The organism is Capilliphycus salinus ALCB114379, assembly GCF_047276495.1.
Lineage (GTDB): Bacteria > Cyanobacteriota > Cyanobacteriia > Cyanobacteriales > Microcoleaceae > Capilliphycus > Capilliphycus salinus.
In genome coordinates this window covers 7,415,742-7,432,078 of sequence record NZ_CP178543.1, presented here as the reverse complement: position 1 = coordinate 7,432,078, position 16,337 = coordinate 7,415,742, and the positions used below count along the sequence as shown (strand labels likewise).

General features: G+C 41.8%; 14 protein-coding genes. 5 read left to right on the top strand and 9 right to left on the bottom strand.

The window, feature by feature from the left end:
• Positions 1–71: 71 nt before the first annotated feature.
• The 5 genes from ACL6C3_RS30210 to ACL6C3_RS30190 form a co-directional block, all read right to left on the bottom strand.
• A complete protein-coding gene (locus tag ACL6C3_RS30210) occupies positions 72–2,267 on the bottom strand; it encodes a molybdopterin oxidoreductase family protein (RefSeq protein ID WP_413163806.1) in 2,196 nt (731 codons plus the stop codon).
• A gap of 321 nt (positions 2,268–2,588) precedes the next feature.
• Positions 2,589–4,112 carry an MFS transporter gene (locus ACL6C3_RS30205; protein ID WP_413163804.1) on the bottom strand — a complete coding sequence of 508 codons (1,524 nt, stop codon included), beginning with the start codon at positions 4,110–4,112 and terminating at the stop codon, positions 2,589–2,591.
• A 127-nt stretch (positions 4,113–4,239) separates the two neighbouring features.
• Positions 4,240–4,875 (bottom strand): hypothetical protein, encoded by a 636-nt coding sequence (locus ACL6C3_RS30200; protein ID WP_413163802.1) that lies wholly within the window; start codon positions 4,873–4,875, stop codon positions 4,240–4,242.
• 146 nt (positions 4,876–5,021) lie between these two features.
• Positions 5,022–6,569: a ferredoxin--nitrite reductase gene (locus ACL6C3_RS30195; RefSeq protein ID WP_413163800.1), complete on the bottom strand. Its 1,548-nt coding sequence runs from the start codon at positions 6,567–6,569 to the stop codon at positions 5,022–5,024.
• A 531-nt stretch (positions 6,570–7,100) separates the two neighbouring features.
• Complete coding sequence (locus ACL6C3_RS30190; protein WP_413163798.1) at positions 7,101–7,394, bottom strand: hypothetical protein; 294 nt, start codon at positions 7,392–7,394, stop codon at positions 7,101–7,103.
• Between the two features lie 413 nt (positions 7,395–7,807).
• Between ACL6C3_RS30190 and ACL6C3_RS30185 the strand changes: the two genes are divergently transcribed.
• Positions 7,808–9,121 carry a cytosine deaminase gene (locus tag ACL6C3_RS30185; protein ID WP_413163796.1) on the top strand — a complete coding sequence of 438 codons (1,314 nt, stop codon included), beginning with the start codon at positions 7,808–7,810 and terminating at the stop codon, positions 9,119–9,121.
• 204 nt (positions 9,122–9,325) lie between these two features.
• Here the strand turns inward: ACL6C3_RS30185 and ACL6C3_RS30180 are convergent, their stop codons facing one another.
• Positions 9,326–10,009, bottom strand: a complete 684-nt coding sequence (locus ACL6C3_RS30180; protein WP_413163794.1) for a YdcF family protein — start codon at positions 10,007–10,009, stop codon at positions 9,326–9,328.
• 27 nt (positions 10,010–10,036) lie between these two features.
• Positions 10,037–10,696 carry a DUF2301 domain-containing membrane protein gene (locus tag ACL6C3_RS30175; RefSeq protein WP_413163792.1) on the bottom strand — a complete coding sequence of 220 codons (660 nt, stop codon included), beginning with the start codon at positions 10,694–10,696 and terminating at the stop codon, positions 10,037–10,039.
• Positions 10,697–10,776: 80 nt separating this feature from the next.
• Here ACL6C3_RS30175 and ACL6C3_RS30170 point away from each other — a divergent pair, with 80 nt between their 5' ends.
• Positions 10,777–11,412 carry a calcium-binding protein gene (locus ACL6C3_RS30170; protein WP_413163790.1) on the top strand — a complete coding sequence of 212 codons (636 nt, stop codon included), beginning with the start codon at positions 10,777–10,779 and terminating at the stop codon, positions 11,410–11,412.
• 250 nt (positions 11,413–11,662) lie between these two features.
• Here ACL6C3_RS30170 and ACL6C3_RS30165 read toward each other — a convergent pair whose 3' ends face one another.
• Positions 11,663–12,412, bottom strand: a complete 750-nt coding sequence (locus tag ACL6C3_RS30165; protein WP_413163788.1) for a DUF561 domain-containing protein — start codon at positions 12,410–12,412, stop codon at positions 11,663–11,665.
• A 113-nt stretch (positions 12,413–12,525) separates the two neighbouring features.
• A complete protein-coding gene (locus ACL6C3_RS30160) occupies positions 12,526–13,341 on the bottom strand; it encodes a creatininase family protein (protein WP_413163786.1) in 816 nt (271 codons plus the stop codon).
• A 130-nt stretch (positions 13,342–13,471) separates the two neighbouring features.
• Between ACL6C3_RS30160 and ACL6C3_RS30155 the strand changes: the two genes are divergently transcribed.
• The 3 genes from ACL6C3_RS30155 (at position 13,472) to ACL6C3_RS30145 (ending at position 16,237) form a co-directional block, all read left to right on the top strand.
• Entirely contained in the window at positions 13,472–13,960 is a 489-nt protein-coding gene (locus ACL6C3_RS30155) for a hypothetical protein (protein ID WP_413163784.1), read from the top strand.
• A gap of 62 nt (positions 13,961–14,022) precedes the next feature.
• Entirely contained in the window at positions 14,023–14,451 is a 429-nt protein-coding gene (locus ACL6C3_RS30150; protein ID WP_413163783.1) for a DUF29 family protein, read from the top strand.
• A gap of 61 nt (positions 14,452–14,512) precedes the next feature.
• On the top strand, positions 14,513–16,237 hold the full coding sequence (locus ACL6C3_RS30145) for a peptide ABC transporter substrate-binding protein (RefSeq protein ID WP_413163781.1): 1,725 nt from the start codon (positions 14,513–14,515) through the stop codon (positions 16,235–16,237).
• The last annotated feature ends 100 nt before the right edge of the window (positions 16,238–16,337 follow it).

The following is a 16,337-nucleotide window of genomic DNA, read 5'->3' as shown; positions in this document are numbered from 1 at the left end:
GTGGATTAATTCAGATTAGCGATAAAAACCCGGTTTTTTCAAAAAACCGGGTTTTTAGATTGGACGCAATTTTAAACGAAAAGTTGCTGTTTGTCGGAGTTAACCGAATCGGGATTTAACAAATTTTTGACGGCTAAAAGTTGAACTGCACAGGCTTTTAATTCCGGCTGCAAAGAATCGGGACAACATTCGGGATGGGTCAAACTATTCGCCTCGGCAAGTTCCGCCCACAAACTGCCCCAGTGCATCGGTACAAACACAGTTCCGGGTGTAATCCCTTTGGTTATTTTAGCAGGAAATCTTCCCATTCCGCGACGCGATCGCACTTCAATTATTTCCCCTTCATTAATGTCTAATTTCGCCGCATCCCGAGGATGAATTTCGATAAACGGTTCCGGGTGCATTTTCGCCGTTTTTTCGATGCGACCCGTGCGGGTTTGGGTGTGCCACTGACCGTAAAGCCGCCCCGTTGTCAACACATAGGGATAATTTGGGTCGGGAGGTTCCGCCAAACCTTTGGAATGATAAGCGCCAAATTTCGCCCGTCCGTCGGGGGTATTAAAACGCAAATTTGTATACAAACGCTTATTATAAACCCCTTCATCTTTACTACTTTCTGAACAGGGCCACTGTATCGGCCCAAACTGACTTAAACTTTCGTGAGTAATTCCCGTCATTTCACAGGGTCGGTCGCGAGTTAATTGCACAAATTCTCGCCTAACTGCTGCGGAATCTGCAAAATTAAACTTATCTGCAAACCCCAAACGTCGCCCCACTTCTGCGAAGATTTCCCAGTCGGCTTTAGCAACTCCGACAGGCGAACGAAACGCCGGACATAATGTTACCATGCGTTCGGAATTTGTCATCGTTCCTGTTTTTTCGCCCCACTGGGCGGCAGGTAATATTAGGTGAGAAAATTCGGCTGTTTCTGTGGGATAGTAGGCGTCTTGATAAACAGTAAAAGGCGATAGTTTCAAAGCGGCTTTTGTGCGTTCCAAATCGGGCATACTAACAGCCGGATTCGTTGCCGCTATCCACAATAACCCCACATTTCCCCCTTCCAAACCCGTTATCATATCCCAGGCCGTTAAACCGGGATTAGGAGAAATACTTCCGGGTTTCAAGCCCCAAAATTCCTCGACTTCTGCCCGATGTTGGGGATTTTTCACAACACGATAACCGGGCAAAATATGCGCCAGTCCGCCCGCTTCCCGTCCGCCCATTGCGTTGGGTTGACCGGTTAAAGAAAACGGCCCCGCTCCCGGTTTTCCGATGTTTCCGGTCATCAAATGCAGGTTAATTAACGTTCTAACTTTCGCCGTTCCTTCTGAGGATTGATTCATCCCCATCGACCACAACGAAAGCACCCGATTTGATTCTCCCCACCACCGGGCGGCTTTTTCTAAATCATCCAAACGAATCCCACATTTTCGGGCAACTAATCCGGGAGGATAATGACGAATAATTTCTGCATATTCGGGGAAACCTTTTGTACAATCTTCTATAAATAAACTGTCAAATAAACCCCACTTCATTAACAAATGAGCAATTCCGTTGAGTAAATCAATATCGGTTCCCGGTTTAATGGCTAAATGTAAATCTGCGGCTTCTGCGGTTTGGGTACAACGGGGGTCAACCACTATCATTTTCACCGATTTATTTTTCTTGTGGTGAACCCGCAGGCGGTTAAAAATAATCGGGTGACATTCGGCTGTGTTTGTACCAATTAAAAACGCGCAGTCGGTTTCTTCTAAATCGTCGTAACAGCAGGGCGGGCCGTCGGTTCCAAAACTTTGGATATATCCCGACACCGCAGAAGACATACAGAGGCGAGAATTGGCATCAAAATTGTTGGTTCCCAGACATCCTTTTAACAGTTTTTGGGCGATATAATAGTCTTCGGTTTGAAACTGTCCCGACCCGTACATACAAATCGCTTCCGGCCCTTTTGTTACCCGCACGGTTTGAATTTGTTGTACAATTCGGTCGAACGCTTCATCCCAACTCACTTGTTTAAAGGGTTCATTAAGCGAGTCTCGCATCATCGGATATTTGAGGCGGTCTTTATCGAGGGCTTCGCTAACTGTGGCGCCTTTAACGCACACTTTACCCTGACTTGAAGGATGATTTCGGTCGCCTCGAACTTGCCAAATTGGGTTTCCTTGTTTGTCTCGGTTGGTGGCTTTTCCGGGTAATGCGGGGGGTAAAACATCTAAACCGCAGCCAACACCGCAGTAAGGACAAAGGGTTTTCGTCGGTTCAGTCATAAGCAGTTATCAACTATTAACTCTCAATTATCGGTGTACCGTAGGGGCGCTCTAATTTTTGCCCAGAAAAAACGTTGGTTTGGGGTAGTTTTAAGGGTGAGTTTTGGGTTGGATGTAGGGGCGAGTTCAACATAGATTTATGTCTCCAATCAAACAAGTTAAATAAAGCCGCCCCGGATAATTTATCTGACTAATTTTTAGAGAGGGCGGGTGTAGGGGCGGGTTCTGAATGAATTTATGTTTTCCCAGGAATAATTTACATAAACCCGCCCCTCTGAGTTGATATTAGAGATTTTTTCAGAATCCGCCCCTACAAGTGGGTTAGAATTGCTTGGTTTCTGAGACAAATATCGGTTCTTGGCTGATAATTTGTACTTCTTCTTCGCCTTCGTGATGTTCGGCAAAGGAACCTTTGGGTTCTTTTAGGAAAAACCAACATAAACAAGCAACAATCATCGAAGCCACACCCAACACTTCAAAGAAGATTCGGTTGCCAACATCGCCTTCGGGTAACAGGCTAAATAAGGTTAAATAAGCCACCGCCCCAACATTTCCGTAAGCGCCAACATTTCCCGCAATTTGTCCGGTTACGCGGCGTCGAATTAGGGGTACAATTGCAAAGGTTGAACCTTCGCCCGCTTGTACAAAGAAGGAACAAGCCATTGTTAATAAAACCGCAAAGGGAAGGAACCAACCGCCCGTTACTCGACCCATCATTAAATAACCAATTGCCATCCCTGCGGTTAATACGGTCATTGTGGCTTTTCGGCTTCCCAATTTGTCGGAAATTAAACCGCCACCGGGACGGGCTGCAAGGTTCATAAAAGCGTAACTGGCGGCTATCATTCCTGCGGCTTGTTTGTTTAAACCAAAGGTTAATTCAAAGAAGGCGGGAAGCATGGAAACGGAAGCAAGTTCGGAACCGAAATTTACAAAGTAAGTGAGTTCTAATAATGCAACTTGGGAGAAGTTATAGCGCTCGTTTGGTGCGTAACGTTTTTTACCGGTGAGAAGGTCTTTGTTAACACTCCAGCAACCGTAAGCTTGGAATAAATACAGCCCAACTAAACCCAACCAAACGATATACATTCCGCCGGTTGTTAAGAATCCAACTTTGCTTAAACGCCAAGCGAGTACACCCAAAATAACGTTTAAGGGAACGTTCATCAGCATCAAAAACCAGAAATCTTTGACGGTGGTGACTTCAATTCCTGTCGCTTTTGCGGGACGTTGATAAACTTTTCCAGAAGGCGTATCTTGAACGTTGAAGTAGTAGAGGATTCCGTAAAGTGCGGCGATAATTCCGGTTCCCGCAATTGCCAGACGCCAGTTAATTAAACTCCCGCCACTGAAACTTAATATCCCTGCAATTGTTGGCAAAGTAAAGGCTGCTGCTGCTGAACCAAAGTTTCCCCAACCGCCATAAATTCCTTCTGCTAAACCAATTTCTTTCGGGGGAAACCATTCGGCAACCATGCGAATTCCGATTACAAATCCCGCACCAACAATACTTAACGCCAAGCGAGAAATAACCAGTTGGTTAAAGTCTTGTGCGAGGGCAAATCCCACAGAGGGAACCGCCGCATACATTAATAAACAAGTATAGGTAATTCTGGGGCCGAATCTATCAAGAACCATCCCAATAATAATTCGGGCGGGAACCGTTAAGGCGACGTTACAAATGGCTAGGGTTCTAATTTGTGCGGCTGTTAATCCTAAGTCTTCTTGTACTGCTGTGGCGAGAGGCGCCAGGTTAAACCAAACGACAAAAGTTAGGAAGAAAGCAAACCAAGTCATGTGCAGAATTTTGTATCTGCCGCGTAATGACCACAATTCTGTTAGCATTAACGATTCTCCTTAGATAGACTTAAGTAAGATAGGGAACAAAGAAGATAAATTTGTGTGGGGCGGGTTTATGTTAGTTATTCCAGGGAAAACATAAATAATTGCTGAACCCGCCCCTACTGGAATATTATTGACCAATCCAAGGGTTAACTTGTAAGCTGCCACTGGGGGTTAAGATAACTAAGAAGTTGGCAACTTTTTCGGATAACATCGCTGCTTTTTTGTTGTAAAGTTCATCGAGAGGAACTTCCGATAAATGGTTGGCAGCGGCTTCGTTTAGCGGCGCATAATCCGCGATTTCTCCGTTTTCTTGAACTTTAACCTGATAAACTAAGTTATCGGAAAATGTGGGGATTTGTTGCCAAGCTTGATCGACTTCATTATAGAGTTTTTGGTTCAAACTTGCAATTAAAGTCGGGTCGGTAATTTCGGCTTCGGTTTCAACAATAGTTGTCTCAACCACCGAAGAAACAGATGGGTTTGTAGCCGTTTCTGCTGCGGGAATTTGAGAAACTGTAGCCGTAGAATTAGCCGCAACGGGTTCGGTTTGGACGGGTGTTGTAGAAGATGTTGTTGTATTTGTGGTTTGAGTTGCGACTGTTTTTTCCGCTTCTTTGGCAACTTTAGCTTCTGATAATGTATGTTGCCAATTCATAAACATAAAACCGCTAAAAACCGCAACACCAACCGCAGTAATTGACTTGAGAATTAAAGGGGATTCTTGAGAAGTTTTGGCGTTGGAAGTCATTTCGTTAGCAACCATTTTTTAGGTTCTCCTTGTTGTATTTTTGAGTTAAATTTCTGAAAATTGGGTAAATTAACCCTATCGTTAATTCAATTAACGAAAATGATGACGAACTTGTTAAAAACTGAATATTGTCTGATTCTTAGTATCGAAACTCAGACGATTTATAGAGCTTCTGCGCCGAATTTATCGATTAACAAATCTCGCAATAACGGTTTAAGATCTTCGCAGGGAATTCCTTTTTGAACGCAGGTTCCCACCTCGGCATCTTTCCCAACTTTTCCGCCCATATACAGGTCAACACCTTCTACCATTTTACCATCTTTTCTGGCTTTTGTACCCATTAAACCAATATCTGCAACTTGCGGTTGACCGCAGGAATTCGGACAGCCAGTCCAATGAATTCTAACGGGTTTTGTAAAGGTTAATTCGGCTTCGAGTTCCTTAACTAATGCCAAAGCGCGATTTTTAGTTTCTATCAAAGCAAAGTTGCAAAATTGGGCGCCGGTGCAGGAAACTAACGCTCTGGTTAGCGGTGCGGGTTCGATGCTAAATCTCTCTAACAACGGTTCGGCTAAAAACGCATCAATTCGAGAATCTGAAATATAAGGAATAATCAGATTTTGTTCGACAGTTAAGCGAATTTCACCCTTTCCATAAACCTCAGCCAAACGCGCCAATTCAAACATATCGTTCGCATACAAACGTCCGATAGGAACGTTTAAGCCAACATAATTAAATCCCGCTTGTTTCTGAGGATAAACCCCAATATGATCCCGTTTATCCCAGAGAATTTCATCTTTTTCCGCTTCGGCTTCTAAAGTCTCACCCATCTGGTTTTCAACTTCGCTGCGAAACTTGTCCATTCCCCATTCATCTATTAACCACATCAGGCGAGATTTTTGACGATTTGCTCTCAGCCCGTTATCGCGATAAACTTCTAAAATTGCCCGACAAATTGCCACAACTTGATGAGGTTTTACCCACACATTTAAAGGAATAGCGGCTTCGCATCGTTTGGCGGAAAAGAACCCCCCAACTAATACGTTAAAACCAAAAGTTTCATCTTGGGTTTCATCTTTTTTAAATGCTGGAACAAAAGCAATATCATTAATTTCGGCGTGAACCGAATTATCCCGACATCCGGCGATCGCAATATTAAATTTTCGAGGTAAATTTGTAAATTCGGGGTTTCCCTCGCTATTGTTGGTGATCATATCTTGAACTTGTTTCACCAATTCGCGAGTATCATAGAGTTCATCGGCGTCGAGTCCAGCAACCGGCGAACCCGTAATATTGCGGACGTTATCCATCCCCGACTGAACGCTCGTTAACCCCACTTGTTCCATCCGGCGAAAAATATCCGGCACATCTTCGAGGCGAATTCCTCTTAACTGAAGGTTCTGTCTTGTGGTAATATCAGCATTACCATCATCACCGTAGCGCTGAACGATTTCAGCCAAAACTCGCATCTGCTCGCTAGTGATGACTCCGCTCGGCATTCTCAGCCGTAACATGAACTTACCTGGCGTTACCGGTCTGAAGAATACCCCCAACCATTTTAAACGGTGATCGCGATCGGTTTCATCCATCGCTTCCCAACCAATGCGGGCAAATTCTTCAATTTCTGTTTGAACTGCTAAACCATCCTTTTCGGCTTTTAATTTTTCAAATTTATTGAGCTTTGTTGTTTGCTCTAGTGTACTTGTCATTGAGTGTTCCTCTTTCGGTTTGCTTCAAAAAGCAGTTGAGTTTCAAGTTGACAAGCTCCCCACGCAAAAGGTTAACCAATCTGACAAACCCAGTCTGTACTTTATGTAACATTCTGGAGATCAATTGTTAACGTTTGGTTACATTTGCCCGCACCGGAGCAAAAGGAGCTTAAACCCCTGAACAACTGGACTTTTGAGCCTGAGCCTTCAGGATTACTCACTAGAGTAAGGGCAGAAACCAAGAGGAATCGTAACAAAAACTACAAATTTTGAAGTTATATGAAGTTTTGGAATATGCAAAATGCGTTTTTAACATAAACCCACAGACCCCGACCCTCGGACAGACTTTTCACCCTGTTTGACAACATCTGCAAATTCCTCGCCGAAGAATTTTCAACAGAAATACAAAATCCCTGCTTGGGTGAAGCAGGGATAAGTCGTATAGTTGATATACGTTTCCTGGTTTGTTACTATTAAATTAGCTTACATATGGGGTCTTTTCAGTCGCCAAACTATCCAAGACCCAGAAGCTTACTGAAACTGATTCTCATCAAGAGTGAAATTCTTGATCAGAGGGTCAGTTTCTCGTTGAGAATTACAACTATTATCACTAACTTCTGTCGTCGTAACTTGATCACCGTTAATTGTGTTTCTTGTGTCTGTTGTATTATCACCAGAACAAGGCGCCATTTGCAAAACCATAGAAATCAACAGAATTACTATGGGTGAATTAATAAAATCAAGGATTTTACGCTGCATTATTTGTTTTTTTAGATTCATACTTTTGCTTGAAAAGTTATTGAAAAATTTTTGTATTTTTGACATTTTTTACTCAATTAATGTTTACAACACTATCTTAACTATAATTATTTTGACTGTCAATATAAAAAAATAAAAAATCTAACTTTTATAGAGTTTATATCATTTTTATGTCGGATTAATTGATATTTGTTTGAAATAGTGCTTAAGTTCACTGTATATTATAAATACGCGCCATAGTGAAGACAAAAGTATGATAAGATTGATGAGTAGATCGACGATTAAAAACAGTATGCCTGCACCTTATAGTTATGATTTATGTTAAAAAGCAATTGAAGCAGTTAGCGACTTGATCCCCCTAAATCCCACTTAAAAAGGGGGACTTTCTCCTTCTTTTCCCCCCCTTTCCAAGGGGGGCTAGGGGGGATCGAGCAAGAGTCTACAAAAACTAGAGTCATCATCCAAATATTTCATATTATATGATTCCAACAGTATCTAATTATTGGCTAAAAAACGCTCAAATTCCGGCTTGTTTGTTGAATAACGTTGTTTTGGAACAAACGCCGAACCGAGAAGATTTAGTGAATGTTAATTTAGAAATTGCAGACGGTATGATTCGTCAAATTGTTACCAGTGGAACGGTTGAAACCGGAGAAATTCCAACAGTTGATTTACAGAAAAAACTGGTTTTGCCTTGTTTTGTTGACGTTCATACTCACCTGGATAAAGGTCATATTTGGGAGCGAACACCCAACGCAGACGGAACCTTTGGAGGCGCGTTAAAAGCGGTTTGGGAAGATGCAGAAACTTGGAATTTTGAAGATATTTATCGCCGCATGGAGTTTGGATTAAAATGTAGTTATGCTCACGGAACAAACGCGATTAGAACTCATTTAGACTCGGGTGGAAAGTTGGCGGATATCAGTTGGGACGTCTTTAAAACGTTGCAAAAAGAATGGTCTTATCGGCTAATTTTACAGGCGGTTGCTTTGGTAACGTTGGAAGAATATCTAACTCCTGCGGGGGAGAAGTTGGCGGATAAAGTGGCGGAATTCGGCGGGATTTTGGGTGGTGTTGCTTATATGAACCCGGAGATTGATCGCCAAATTGAACGGGTTTTTGAACTCGCCAAAGACCGAAATTTAGATTTAGATTTCCATACCGATGAAAATGGCGACCCGGATTCAATGACGTTAAAAAAAGTTGCAGAAACGGCGTTAAAAACAGAGTTTTCTGGTAAAATAGTATGCGGTCACTGTTGTAGTTTGGCGGTTCAATCTCCCGAACAGGTAACAGAAACTATAGCGTTAGTTAAACAAGCGGGAATTGGAATTATTAGTTTGCCGATGTGTAATTTGTATTTACAAGATCGGCAATATGAGCAACAATTAAATTTAACTCAAACTCCCCGTTGGCGTGGAGTAACCCTATTACACGAGTTAAAACAGTCAGAAATTCCGGTGGCAATAGCGAGTGATAATTGTCGCGATCCGTTTTATGGTTTTGGCGATCACGACGGGTTAGAAGTGTTTAAAATGGCGGTGAGAATTGCCCATTTAGATCATCCCTTTGGAGACTGGCCTAAAGCCGTTACTCGAACCCCTGCGGAGTTAATGGGGTTATCAAAAATAGGTCAAATTGGCGTCGGATTACCTGCGGATTTGATAATTTTTCAAGGTCGTTATTTTAGCGAGGTATTATCTCGTTCTCAGCATGATAGAATTGTGTTGAGAAAGGGCAAACAAATTAATACAATTTTACCCGATTATTCTGAATTAGATGATTTGTGTTGAACCTCACCCTCAACCCCACTAAACATATAAGACAAAAAGCAGGTAACTTTATCGCGCACCGGGTTTTTTAATCTTTCAGTTAATTAATGTTTGTTATCGGTGCGGGGTGAGTTGATCTCAATCTCTCAGAAGTAATTGAACATATAAGCCAAAAACCCGGTTTCTTTGAGAAACCGGGTTTTTTAATTGGTTTCCAGGCAAAAATTAACCCAAAAAGTTAAAAAACCAAGTATAAAGATAACCAATAAATTCGGAAATTACAGTCCGAAATCCTTCACTGGAAAGCCACCAATTTTGCGCCTGATCTTCTTTTGAGGGAATAGAAATAATCCCAACTTTAATATCGGGATGAAGATATTTTTTAAAAATAATCCAACTCCGACGGGAATGAGGCCCCAAGGAATAAAGATTAATCGATTTAATGTTTAAATCATAGGTTTTTAACCATTCTCGCAGTACAATAGCAGTGGCATCTGTGCGGTTACGAATAACATTGGGGGCGGGAACGGCAATCACTTGAGTTTCATCTAAACCGAGTTTAACTAAAGTGGCTGCGGTGAGGTTAGCAAAGTCTTTGTATTCGGCTAAATAGTATCCTTTAGAAAGGGGAAGTCCGGTGGTAATAATTTTTTGATAATTCCCCTTTTCAAATTCAACTAAAGCCGCTTTTATAGCATAGTCCGGCATCCATCCTTCAATCACTAAAGCATCGGCTTGAATGGGAGCGTTAACGGCGAGGAAAGGATAAAGATTGAAACATGAAACCAGAGTCATTGTCATCAAAAACAACAAAGTAATAACCCACCCTTTGAGGGTGAGTGTCCAAGTTTCTTGACGCCGAATTAGGTCGAATTTCTGAAGTTTTTTGCAGTTCAGAATTGAGGGCATTAGAGTCACTTAAATCGGGGAGAGAGTTTAGGCTTCTGCACGTTTGGCGTGGAGGTAGTCAAACACACTTTTATCGCCGATATCGGAAGGAATTTCTTGAAACAATTTGCGGACGGCAAAAATCAGAAATTGAATTGCCCAGAAAAACAGTAAAAACTTTTGATTCATCGCAGACCAAATGCCCACCATAAACCCTAACAAAAGTAAGGGAACCAGAGGGGTTAACAGTTTGGTTTCCATGCGGTTAAAGCAAAAGGCTTCTTTAAAGTAAATTCCGGTAATAGCCGCAAAAGTAAAGCCAATTCCGAGTAAAGTTAAAGGTTGATGGTAGACGGTGAGGGCTAACGGTTCGGGACTTTGAAACGCTACAATAACAGAAGCTACACCGCCAATACACCAAAAGAGTTGTAAGGCGCGATGTAGAATAGCAAGATAGATATGAATGGTGAATAAGCTCACACCGAGGGCTAACCAAAAACAAAAATAGAGGGGTGTTAAGGCTTTGAGGACAAGGGGGTTATTCCCTTGCCATAATACTAATCCTGTGGCTACAGCAAAGCACAGGGCTGCTATCATTAAGCCAGTGCGGTAAATAATGACACCGATGCGATCGCTATCGGTAATGGTATATTCGCCGAACTGTCCTTGATAGACTTCGGGTTGTAATGAGTGCAGTTGTTGTGTCATCGTTGCCTCCTACGGGTTAATGCTTTAAGGCCTCTATCAAATTCTACTCAGTCGCTCAATCTGTGTCAGGTGAGAATATAATGTCTAAATCTTATCAGAAAAATCAAAAACGTCAGCCACAGCCTACACCTGAAGATATCCAACCCATTCAAATTGATGAAACGATTTTAACGGGACCGAATAACAAAAGTAAAGGAAATCAACAGGAACATTTAATGGTATCGATGGCAAATGTTCTCGAACAAATGGAGTCATTAGGATTACTAGACCCCGAACAATTGATGCAGGAATTTGGAGATGTCGATCAAGAAGAATTTGAAGCAAAAATTCAAAAGATTCTGGGAAATCGAGAAATATATGTCGATGAAGCCAACCTGAGTCGATATCTGAAATACCTGAAAAAAAATATTCAAAAACCTTGCTATCTCACCGGAACTGAAGAATTTTTGTGGGAGGAAGATTATCTATTTGGAGAAGGTTCTCAGAGTAAATATGAAAAGCTGAAAAAAACTCAGCCTTCTTATACCGATGTTTTTACCTTAGTTAAATTTTCAGAAACGCTCTCAGAAATTGATGGTTTGTTAGTCGAAGTTCAGCGAGTGAGTGATCAAAAAACCTTTGTTCTTCCCCTAGCAGACTTAGAAGTTACGGATGAAAATTCTCCCAATTATCAACTGATAGAAGATTATTTGATGTGGTTTTTGAATTGTATGTAATATCGGGTTTGATTCACTAAGAATTATTGGGTAGGGGCGGGTTCTGCAATCTTCTATCGTAACCCGCAGAGGTTGAACTAAACCCGCCCCATTTCCTATCTTTTCTTCTAAGGTTTTATATGATGTCCGGTTGATTAATTCTGTTAGGGGCCGGGACGGGTTTAGATCAGTTATCTGTGGGAAAACATAAATAATTGCAGAACCCGCCCCTACACAATAATTATTGATTAGTCGGACATGATATTATGGTTTAAACCCGAACTTTTGCAGGGCTAACGGTTGCTAACGCTTCAACCAAACTGCGAACCGCCGCCACCATTGCGACCTGATCGTTGAGACGGTTGATCGCCGAACCAACGCCAATACCCGAGGCCCCGGATGCGATCGCCAGAGGTGCGGTAACGCTGGACAGTCCCGACGCACACAACACCGGGACCGATACCGCCCGAGAAATTTCGTAGGCGGAGGCCAAGGTGGGAGCGGCTTTTTCCATTAAACCCAACGTTCCCGGATGAACGGGTTGGGAACTGGTACCGCCTTCGGTTTGGATGATATCGGCGCCGACTTCAACCAAGTCTAAAGCGAGTTGGACTTGTCGGTCGAGTTCGAGAATGTGGGGAACGGTCACGGATAGGGTAATATCGGGAAGGAGCGATCGCGTTTGTTCGGTGAGTCGCAACACGTCCTCCGCCTCAAAGCGCAGTCCTTGGGCGTAGAAAGCGTCAAAATTCCCAATTTCGATTAAGTCCGCACCCGCATCGACGCAGGGAACAAACTTGGCGGGTTCAACAGCCGAAACGCAAATGGGGAGAGCGGTTAAGTTCCGGGCCATCCGCACCAAACCGACATCTGCTGCAATATCAACGAAGGTTGCACCCCCCTGAGTCGCTGCATTCACCGTTGCGACTACCCGTTGAGTGTCAAAATTCATCAAGCCGCTAATGACTTTGAGCGCTTTTCCTTGGTGAAGTGCTTGTTTAATGGGAGAATTGTTGAGCATATTAAGACCTCAGCCTCGACTTTCTTCAAGTTTATTGTTACAGAGTTCGGCATCACTACAGACACCAATTATACAGAGAAATTTGGGAAAAAGTTCAACCCGGTTACTCTGTTTTATTCTTCTAAATGATAACGCTGAGGTTGACGAAATTTGTAGATATCTCCAATCACTTTCACCCAACTCTCAGCCAAAGACTCTAAAATTTTATCACCTTTTTCTTGAGTTGCAACCGTTGCATCTCCCAAAACCCCGCTTTGGGTTAAATCTCGCGTTACCCACGCAAAAGGTAGTTTTCCCTCCATACTCAGCATACTGTTCTCGGGTAAATTGTGAGGATATTCGCACAAAACCCGATCTTTTCTGACTTGTTCCGGCAAAATTGACAGCATCACACTCGTTTCGGCGTCGCCGGCGTGTATTCCATATTCTAACTCTTTTGGGGTTAATAGTTCGGTCGCCGCATTGGGAACTCGCCATACAAACAACGGAAAGATCATAAAATCTTCATATTTTTGATGCAAGTCTCGCGCTACCATTTCCAAAATTTGCGGTTGTCCTCCGTGAGCATTTATAAAGACTAATTTGCGAAATCCGGCCCGATAAATGCTTTCTCCCATTTCTATTAATACCATAGAAAGGGTGTTGCTGCTCAAAGTAATTGTACCGGGAAAATGCCAGTGTTCGTTGGATTTGCCATAAAATAATGTTGACAGGGCGTAGGCGGGAATCTCAGCATTAAGTTTAGCTAAAGCTTGACCGGTTACGGCTGTAGCAATGGCAGAATCAACAATTACAGGTAAATGGGGGCCGTGTTGTTCTATCGATCCAATGGGTTGAATAATCACCACGTTTTCTTTGTCGGACATTTCGTTTATTTCTGTCCAGGTTAGATAGGGAAAAAAGCGCTCCGGGGGAATAAAGTTGTGCATAACTCAGAAGGAGAAAGTGATGGCTTATAGTGATTTTACACTCTACAAAGTTATCAAACAGTTTAACTTAAAACTCTCCGAAAAACTACATCTGTTTGAGAATACTCCAGAGTTATAGTGCAGTCAATATTTGAGAGAGACTTTAGAATATAATATTCCGTTGGCGCTCGCCAGCAACAGTGAAAAAGCACGTTCGGAGATGATCATTGCTCCCCTTCTCATTGAACTGAGAAAACAGTTAAACTCACAAATTAGCTTGTTTTCGGGAATAGAATTTAACGTGGATGAAGAACAAGGTTTAAAAGGAATTTGTGATTTTTTAATTAGCCGTTCTCCAGAACTTTTGATGATGACGGCTCCCGTTATTCTCATTGTTGAAGCGAAGAAAGAAAATTTGAATGCTGGTTTGGGTCAGTGCGTTGCAGAAATGGTCGCGGCTAGATTGTTTAACGAACGAGAAGAAAATCAAATTAAAACGATTTATGGTGCGGTGACAACGGGAAGTATTTGGAAATTTATTAGACTCCAAAACGATACCGTAGAAATTGATTTAGGAGAATATTTCATCGACAATGTTAACAAGATATTGGGAATTTTATCTCGGGGTGTTATGGCTTAAAATTGGTTTTAATAAAAAGTCTGATAAAATAGAGTCAAACCCGATTAATTTTAATCCGAGTCATGGAAGAAATTCTTCAACTTAAAGAACTCCTCCTCAAAGGTGATATTCAAGGTTCGCTAGCGATTGTCAATGAATTAGAAGAAATGAGCAGAGACGACATTATTAACAATATTCGCAGTTACGCGGTAATTCTATTAATTCATATCATAAAACAACAAGCAGAACATCGCACAACTCGTTCCTGGGATGTGTCAATTCGCAACTCGATTTTAGAAATTAGAGCCAAAAATAAACGTCGGAAATCTGGAGGGGTTTATTTACCGCCAGAAGAACTCTTAAATACCCTAAAAGAAGCTTATCCCCAAGCCATTAACAAAGCTTCTCTAGAAGTAGAAGAAGGACGTTTTGAACCCGAACAATTAGAACAGTTAGTTGGTCGAGATGAGATGTTAAATCAAGCCATGCAGTTAATTTTAACAGAAAATTGATTCTAAACATCCAATCGGGGTATGATATTTAAAATCATTAATTTTCACTCGATATCATCCAATGAAAAAACACTCTAAAATATTATTTAGCATTTTTGTAAGTTTACTCTGGATCAATTCTTGTACATCCCAACCTCAAACCCAACAATCTACAAATTCTAACACAACCCCAGATAACACTTTAAGACTATTATATTGGCAAGCGCCGACCATTCTCAACCCCCATTTATCCACAGGATTTAAAGACGCCGAAGCCAGTCGCATCACCTTAGAACCCCTCGCCAGTTTCAACAACCAAGGGGAACTCATACCCTTTTTAGCCGCAGAAATTCCCACAGTAGAAAATGGCGGAATTGCTAACGATGGAAAATCAGTTACCTGGAAATTAAAACCAAATCTAAAATGGTCAGATGGAACGCCTTTCACAGCCGATGATGTGATTTTTACTTATGAATTTATCAGCAATCCCGATGTCGGTTCTTCCAGCGCAGGAACCTATAAAATTATTGAAAACGTTGAAAAAATAGATGATTTTACCGTTAAAATAAACTTTAAAGATGTAACACCCGGTTGGTTTTTAGTGTTCGTGGGTACCGAAGGAATGATTTTACCCAAACACAAATTTCAAGACTACAACGGCGCAAATTCTCGTCAAGCACCCGCCAATTTAAACCCGGTGGGAACGGGTGCTTATCAAGTTGTAGAATTTAAACCCGGAGATGTGGTTATTTACGAACCCAACCCCAATTTTAGAGACGCAGAAACGCTCAGTTTTCAACGAATTGAACTCAAAGGCGGAGGGGATGCAACATCCGCAGCGAGAGCGGTTTTACAAACAGGAGATGCTGATTATGCGTACAATTTACAAGTCGAAGCCGGCGTTTTAAAACAGTTAGAAACCGGAGGAAAAGGAAAGATAATTTCTAACTTTGGTTCGTTGATGGAACGAGTATTAATCAATCAAACCGATCCCAATAAATCTACCTCCGAAGGCGAACGTTCTAGCTTAAAAAATCCCCATCCTTTTTTCAGCGATGAATCTGTACGTCAAGCCTTGAGTTTGGCGATAGATCGAGAAACAATAGCCAATCAACTTTATGGCGTTACGGGAACAGCAACGGCGAATTTTATCGTCGCACCCCAACAATTTGTTTCCGAAAATACCGGCTATGAATTTAACCTCAAACAAGCAGAAAATTTATTAGAGGAAGCCGGATGGAAAGATAGCAACAATAACGGAATTCGGGATAAAAACGGCGTAGAAATGAAAGTTTTATTTCAAACTTCCGTTAATCCCCTTCGACAAAAAACCCAAGAAGTGATCAAACAGTCATTAGAATCAATTGGTATTTCAGTTGAACTCAGAAGTATCGATCCGAGTGTTTATTTTTCCGGAGATCCGGCTAACTCCGACACCGTAGAACACTTTTATGCAGACTTACAAATGTTTTCCACCGGAAACACCAGTCCCGATCCAACCGCCTATTTAAAAACCTATACTTGTGATGAAATCCCCCAAAAAGCCAATAACTGGACGGGAGACAACGCTTCGCGCTATTGTAATCAAAAATATGATAATCTATGGAAACAGGCAACAACGGAACTCGATCCGCAAAAACGCCAACAATTATTTATTCAGATGAACGATCTGTTAGTCAAAAATGCGATAGTCATTCCGTTGGTCCATCGAGCCGATATAATCGGAGTAAACAATCAAATTACAGGCGTTGAGTTAACCCCTTGGGATTTAAACACCTGGAATATTCACAACTGGAGAAAAAAATAACCCCATGATAGATACAAAATTGGTACAAAAGATGGAATAATAGTAAAAAGGGCGGTCGTGTGTTCACTGAGGAGGTTTGACAAAATGATAAATCCGAATG

Bases quoted from the DNA above. Each gene is read 5' to 3' on its own strand.
- ACL6C3_RS30210 (WP_413163806.1), bottom strand. From the start codon at position 2,267: ATGACTGAACCGACGAAAACCCTTTGTCCTTACTGCGGTGTTGGCTGC.
- ACL6C3_RS30205 (WP_413163804.1), bottom strand. From the start codon at position 4,112: ATGCTAACAGAATTGTGGTCATTACGCGGCAGATACAAAATTCTGCAC.
- ACL6C3_RS30200 (WP_413163802.1), bottom strand. From the start codon at position 4,875: ATGGTTGCTAACGAAATGACTTCCAACGCCAAAACTTCTCAAGAATCC.
- ACL6C3_RS30195 (WP_413163800.1), bottom strand. From the start codon at position 6,569: ATGACAAGTACACTAGAGCAAACAACAAAGCTCAATAAATTTGAAAAA.
- ACL6C3_RS30190 (WP_413163798.1), bottom strand. From the start codon at position 7,394: ATGTCAAAAATACAAAAATTTTTCAATAACTTTTCAAGCAAAAGTATG.
- ACL6C3_RS30185 (WP_413163796.1), top strand. From the start codon at position 7,808: ATGATTCCAACAGTATCTAATTATTGGCTAAAAAACGCTCAAATTCCG.
- ACL6C3_RS30180 (WP_413163794.1), bottom strand. From the start codon at position 10,009: ATGCCCTCAATTCTGAACTGCAAAAAACTTCAGAAATTCGACCTAATT.
- ACL6C3_RS30175 (WP_413163792.1), bottom strand. From the start codon at position 10,696: ATGACACAACAACTGCACTCATTACAACCCGAAGTCTATCAAGGACAG.
- ACL6C3_RS30170 (WP_413163790.1), top strand. From the start codon at position 10,777: ATGTCTAAATCTTATCAGAAAAATCAAAAACGTCAGCCACAGCCTACA.
- ACL6C3_RS30165 (WP_413163788.1), bottom strand. From the start codon at position 12,412: ATGCTCAACAATTCTCCCATTAAACAAGCACTTCACCAAGGAAAAGCG.
- ACL6C3_RS30160 (WP_413163786.1), bottom strand. From the start codon at position 13,341: ATGCACAACTTTATTCCCCCGGAGCGCTTTTTTCCCTATCTAACCTGG.
- ACL6C3_RS30150 (WP_413163783.1), top strand. From the start codon at position 14,023: ATGGAAGAAATTCTTCAACTTAAAGAACTCCTCCTCAAAGGTGATATT.
- ACL6C3_RS30145 (WP_413163781.1), top strand. From the start codon at position 14,513: ATGAAAAAACACTCTAAAATATTATTTAGCATTTTTGTAAGTTTACTC.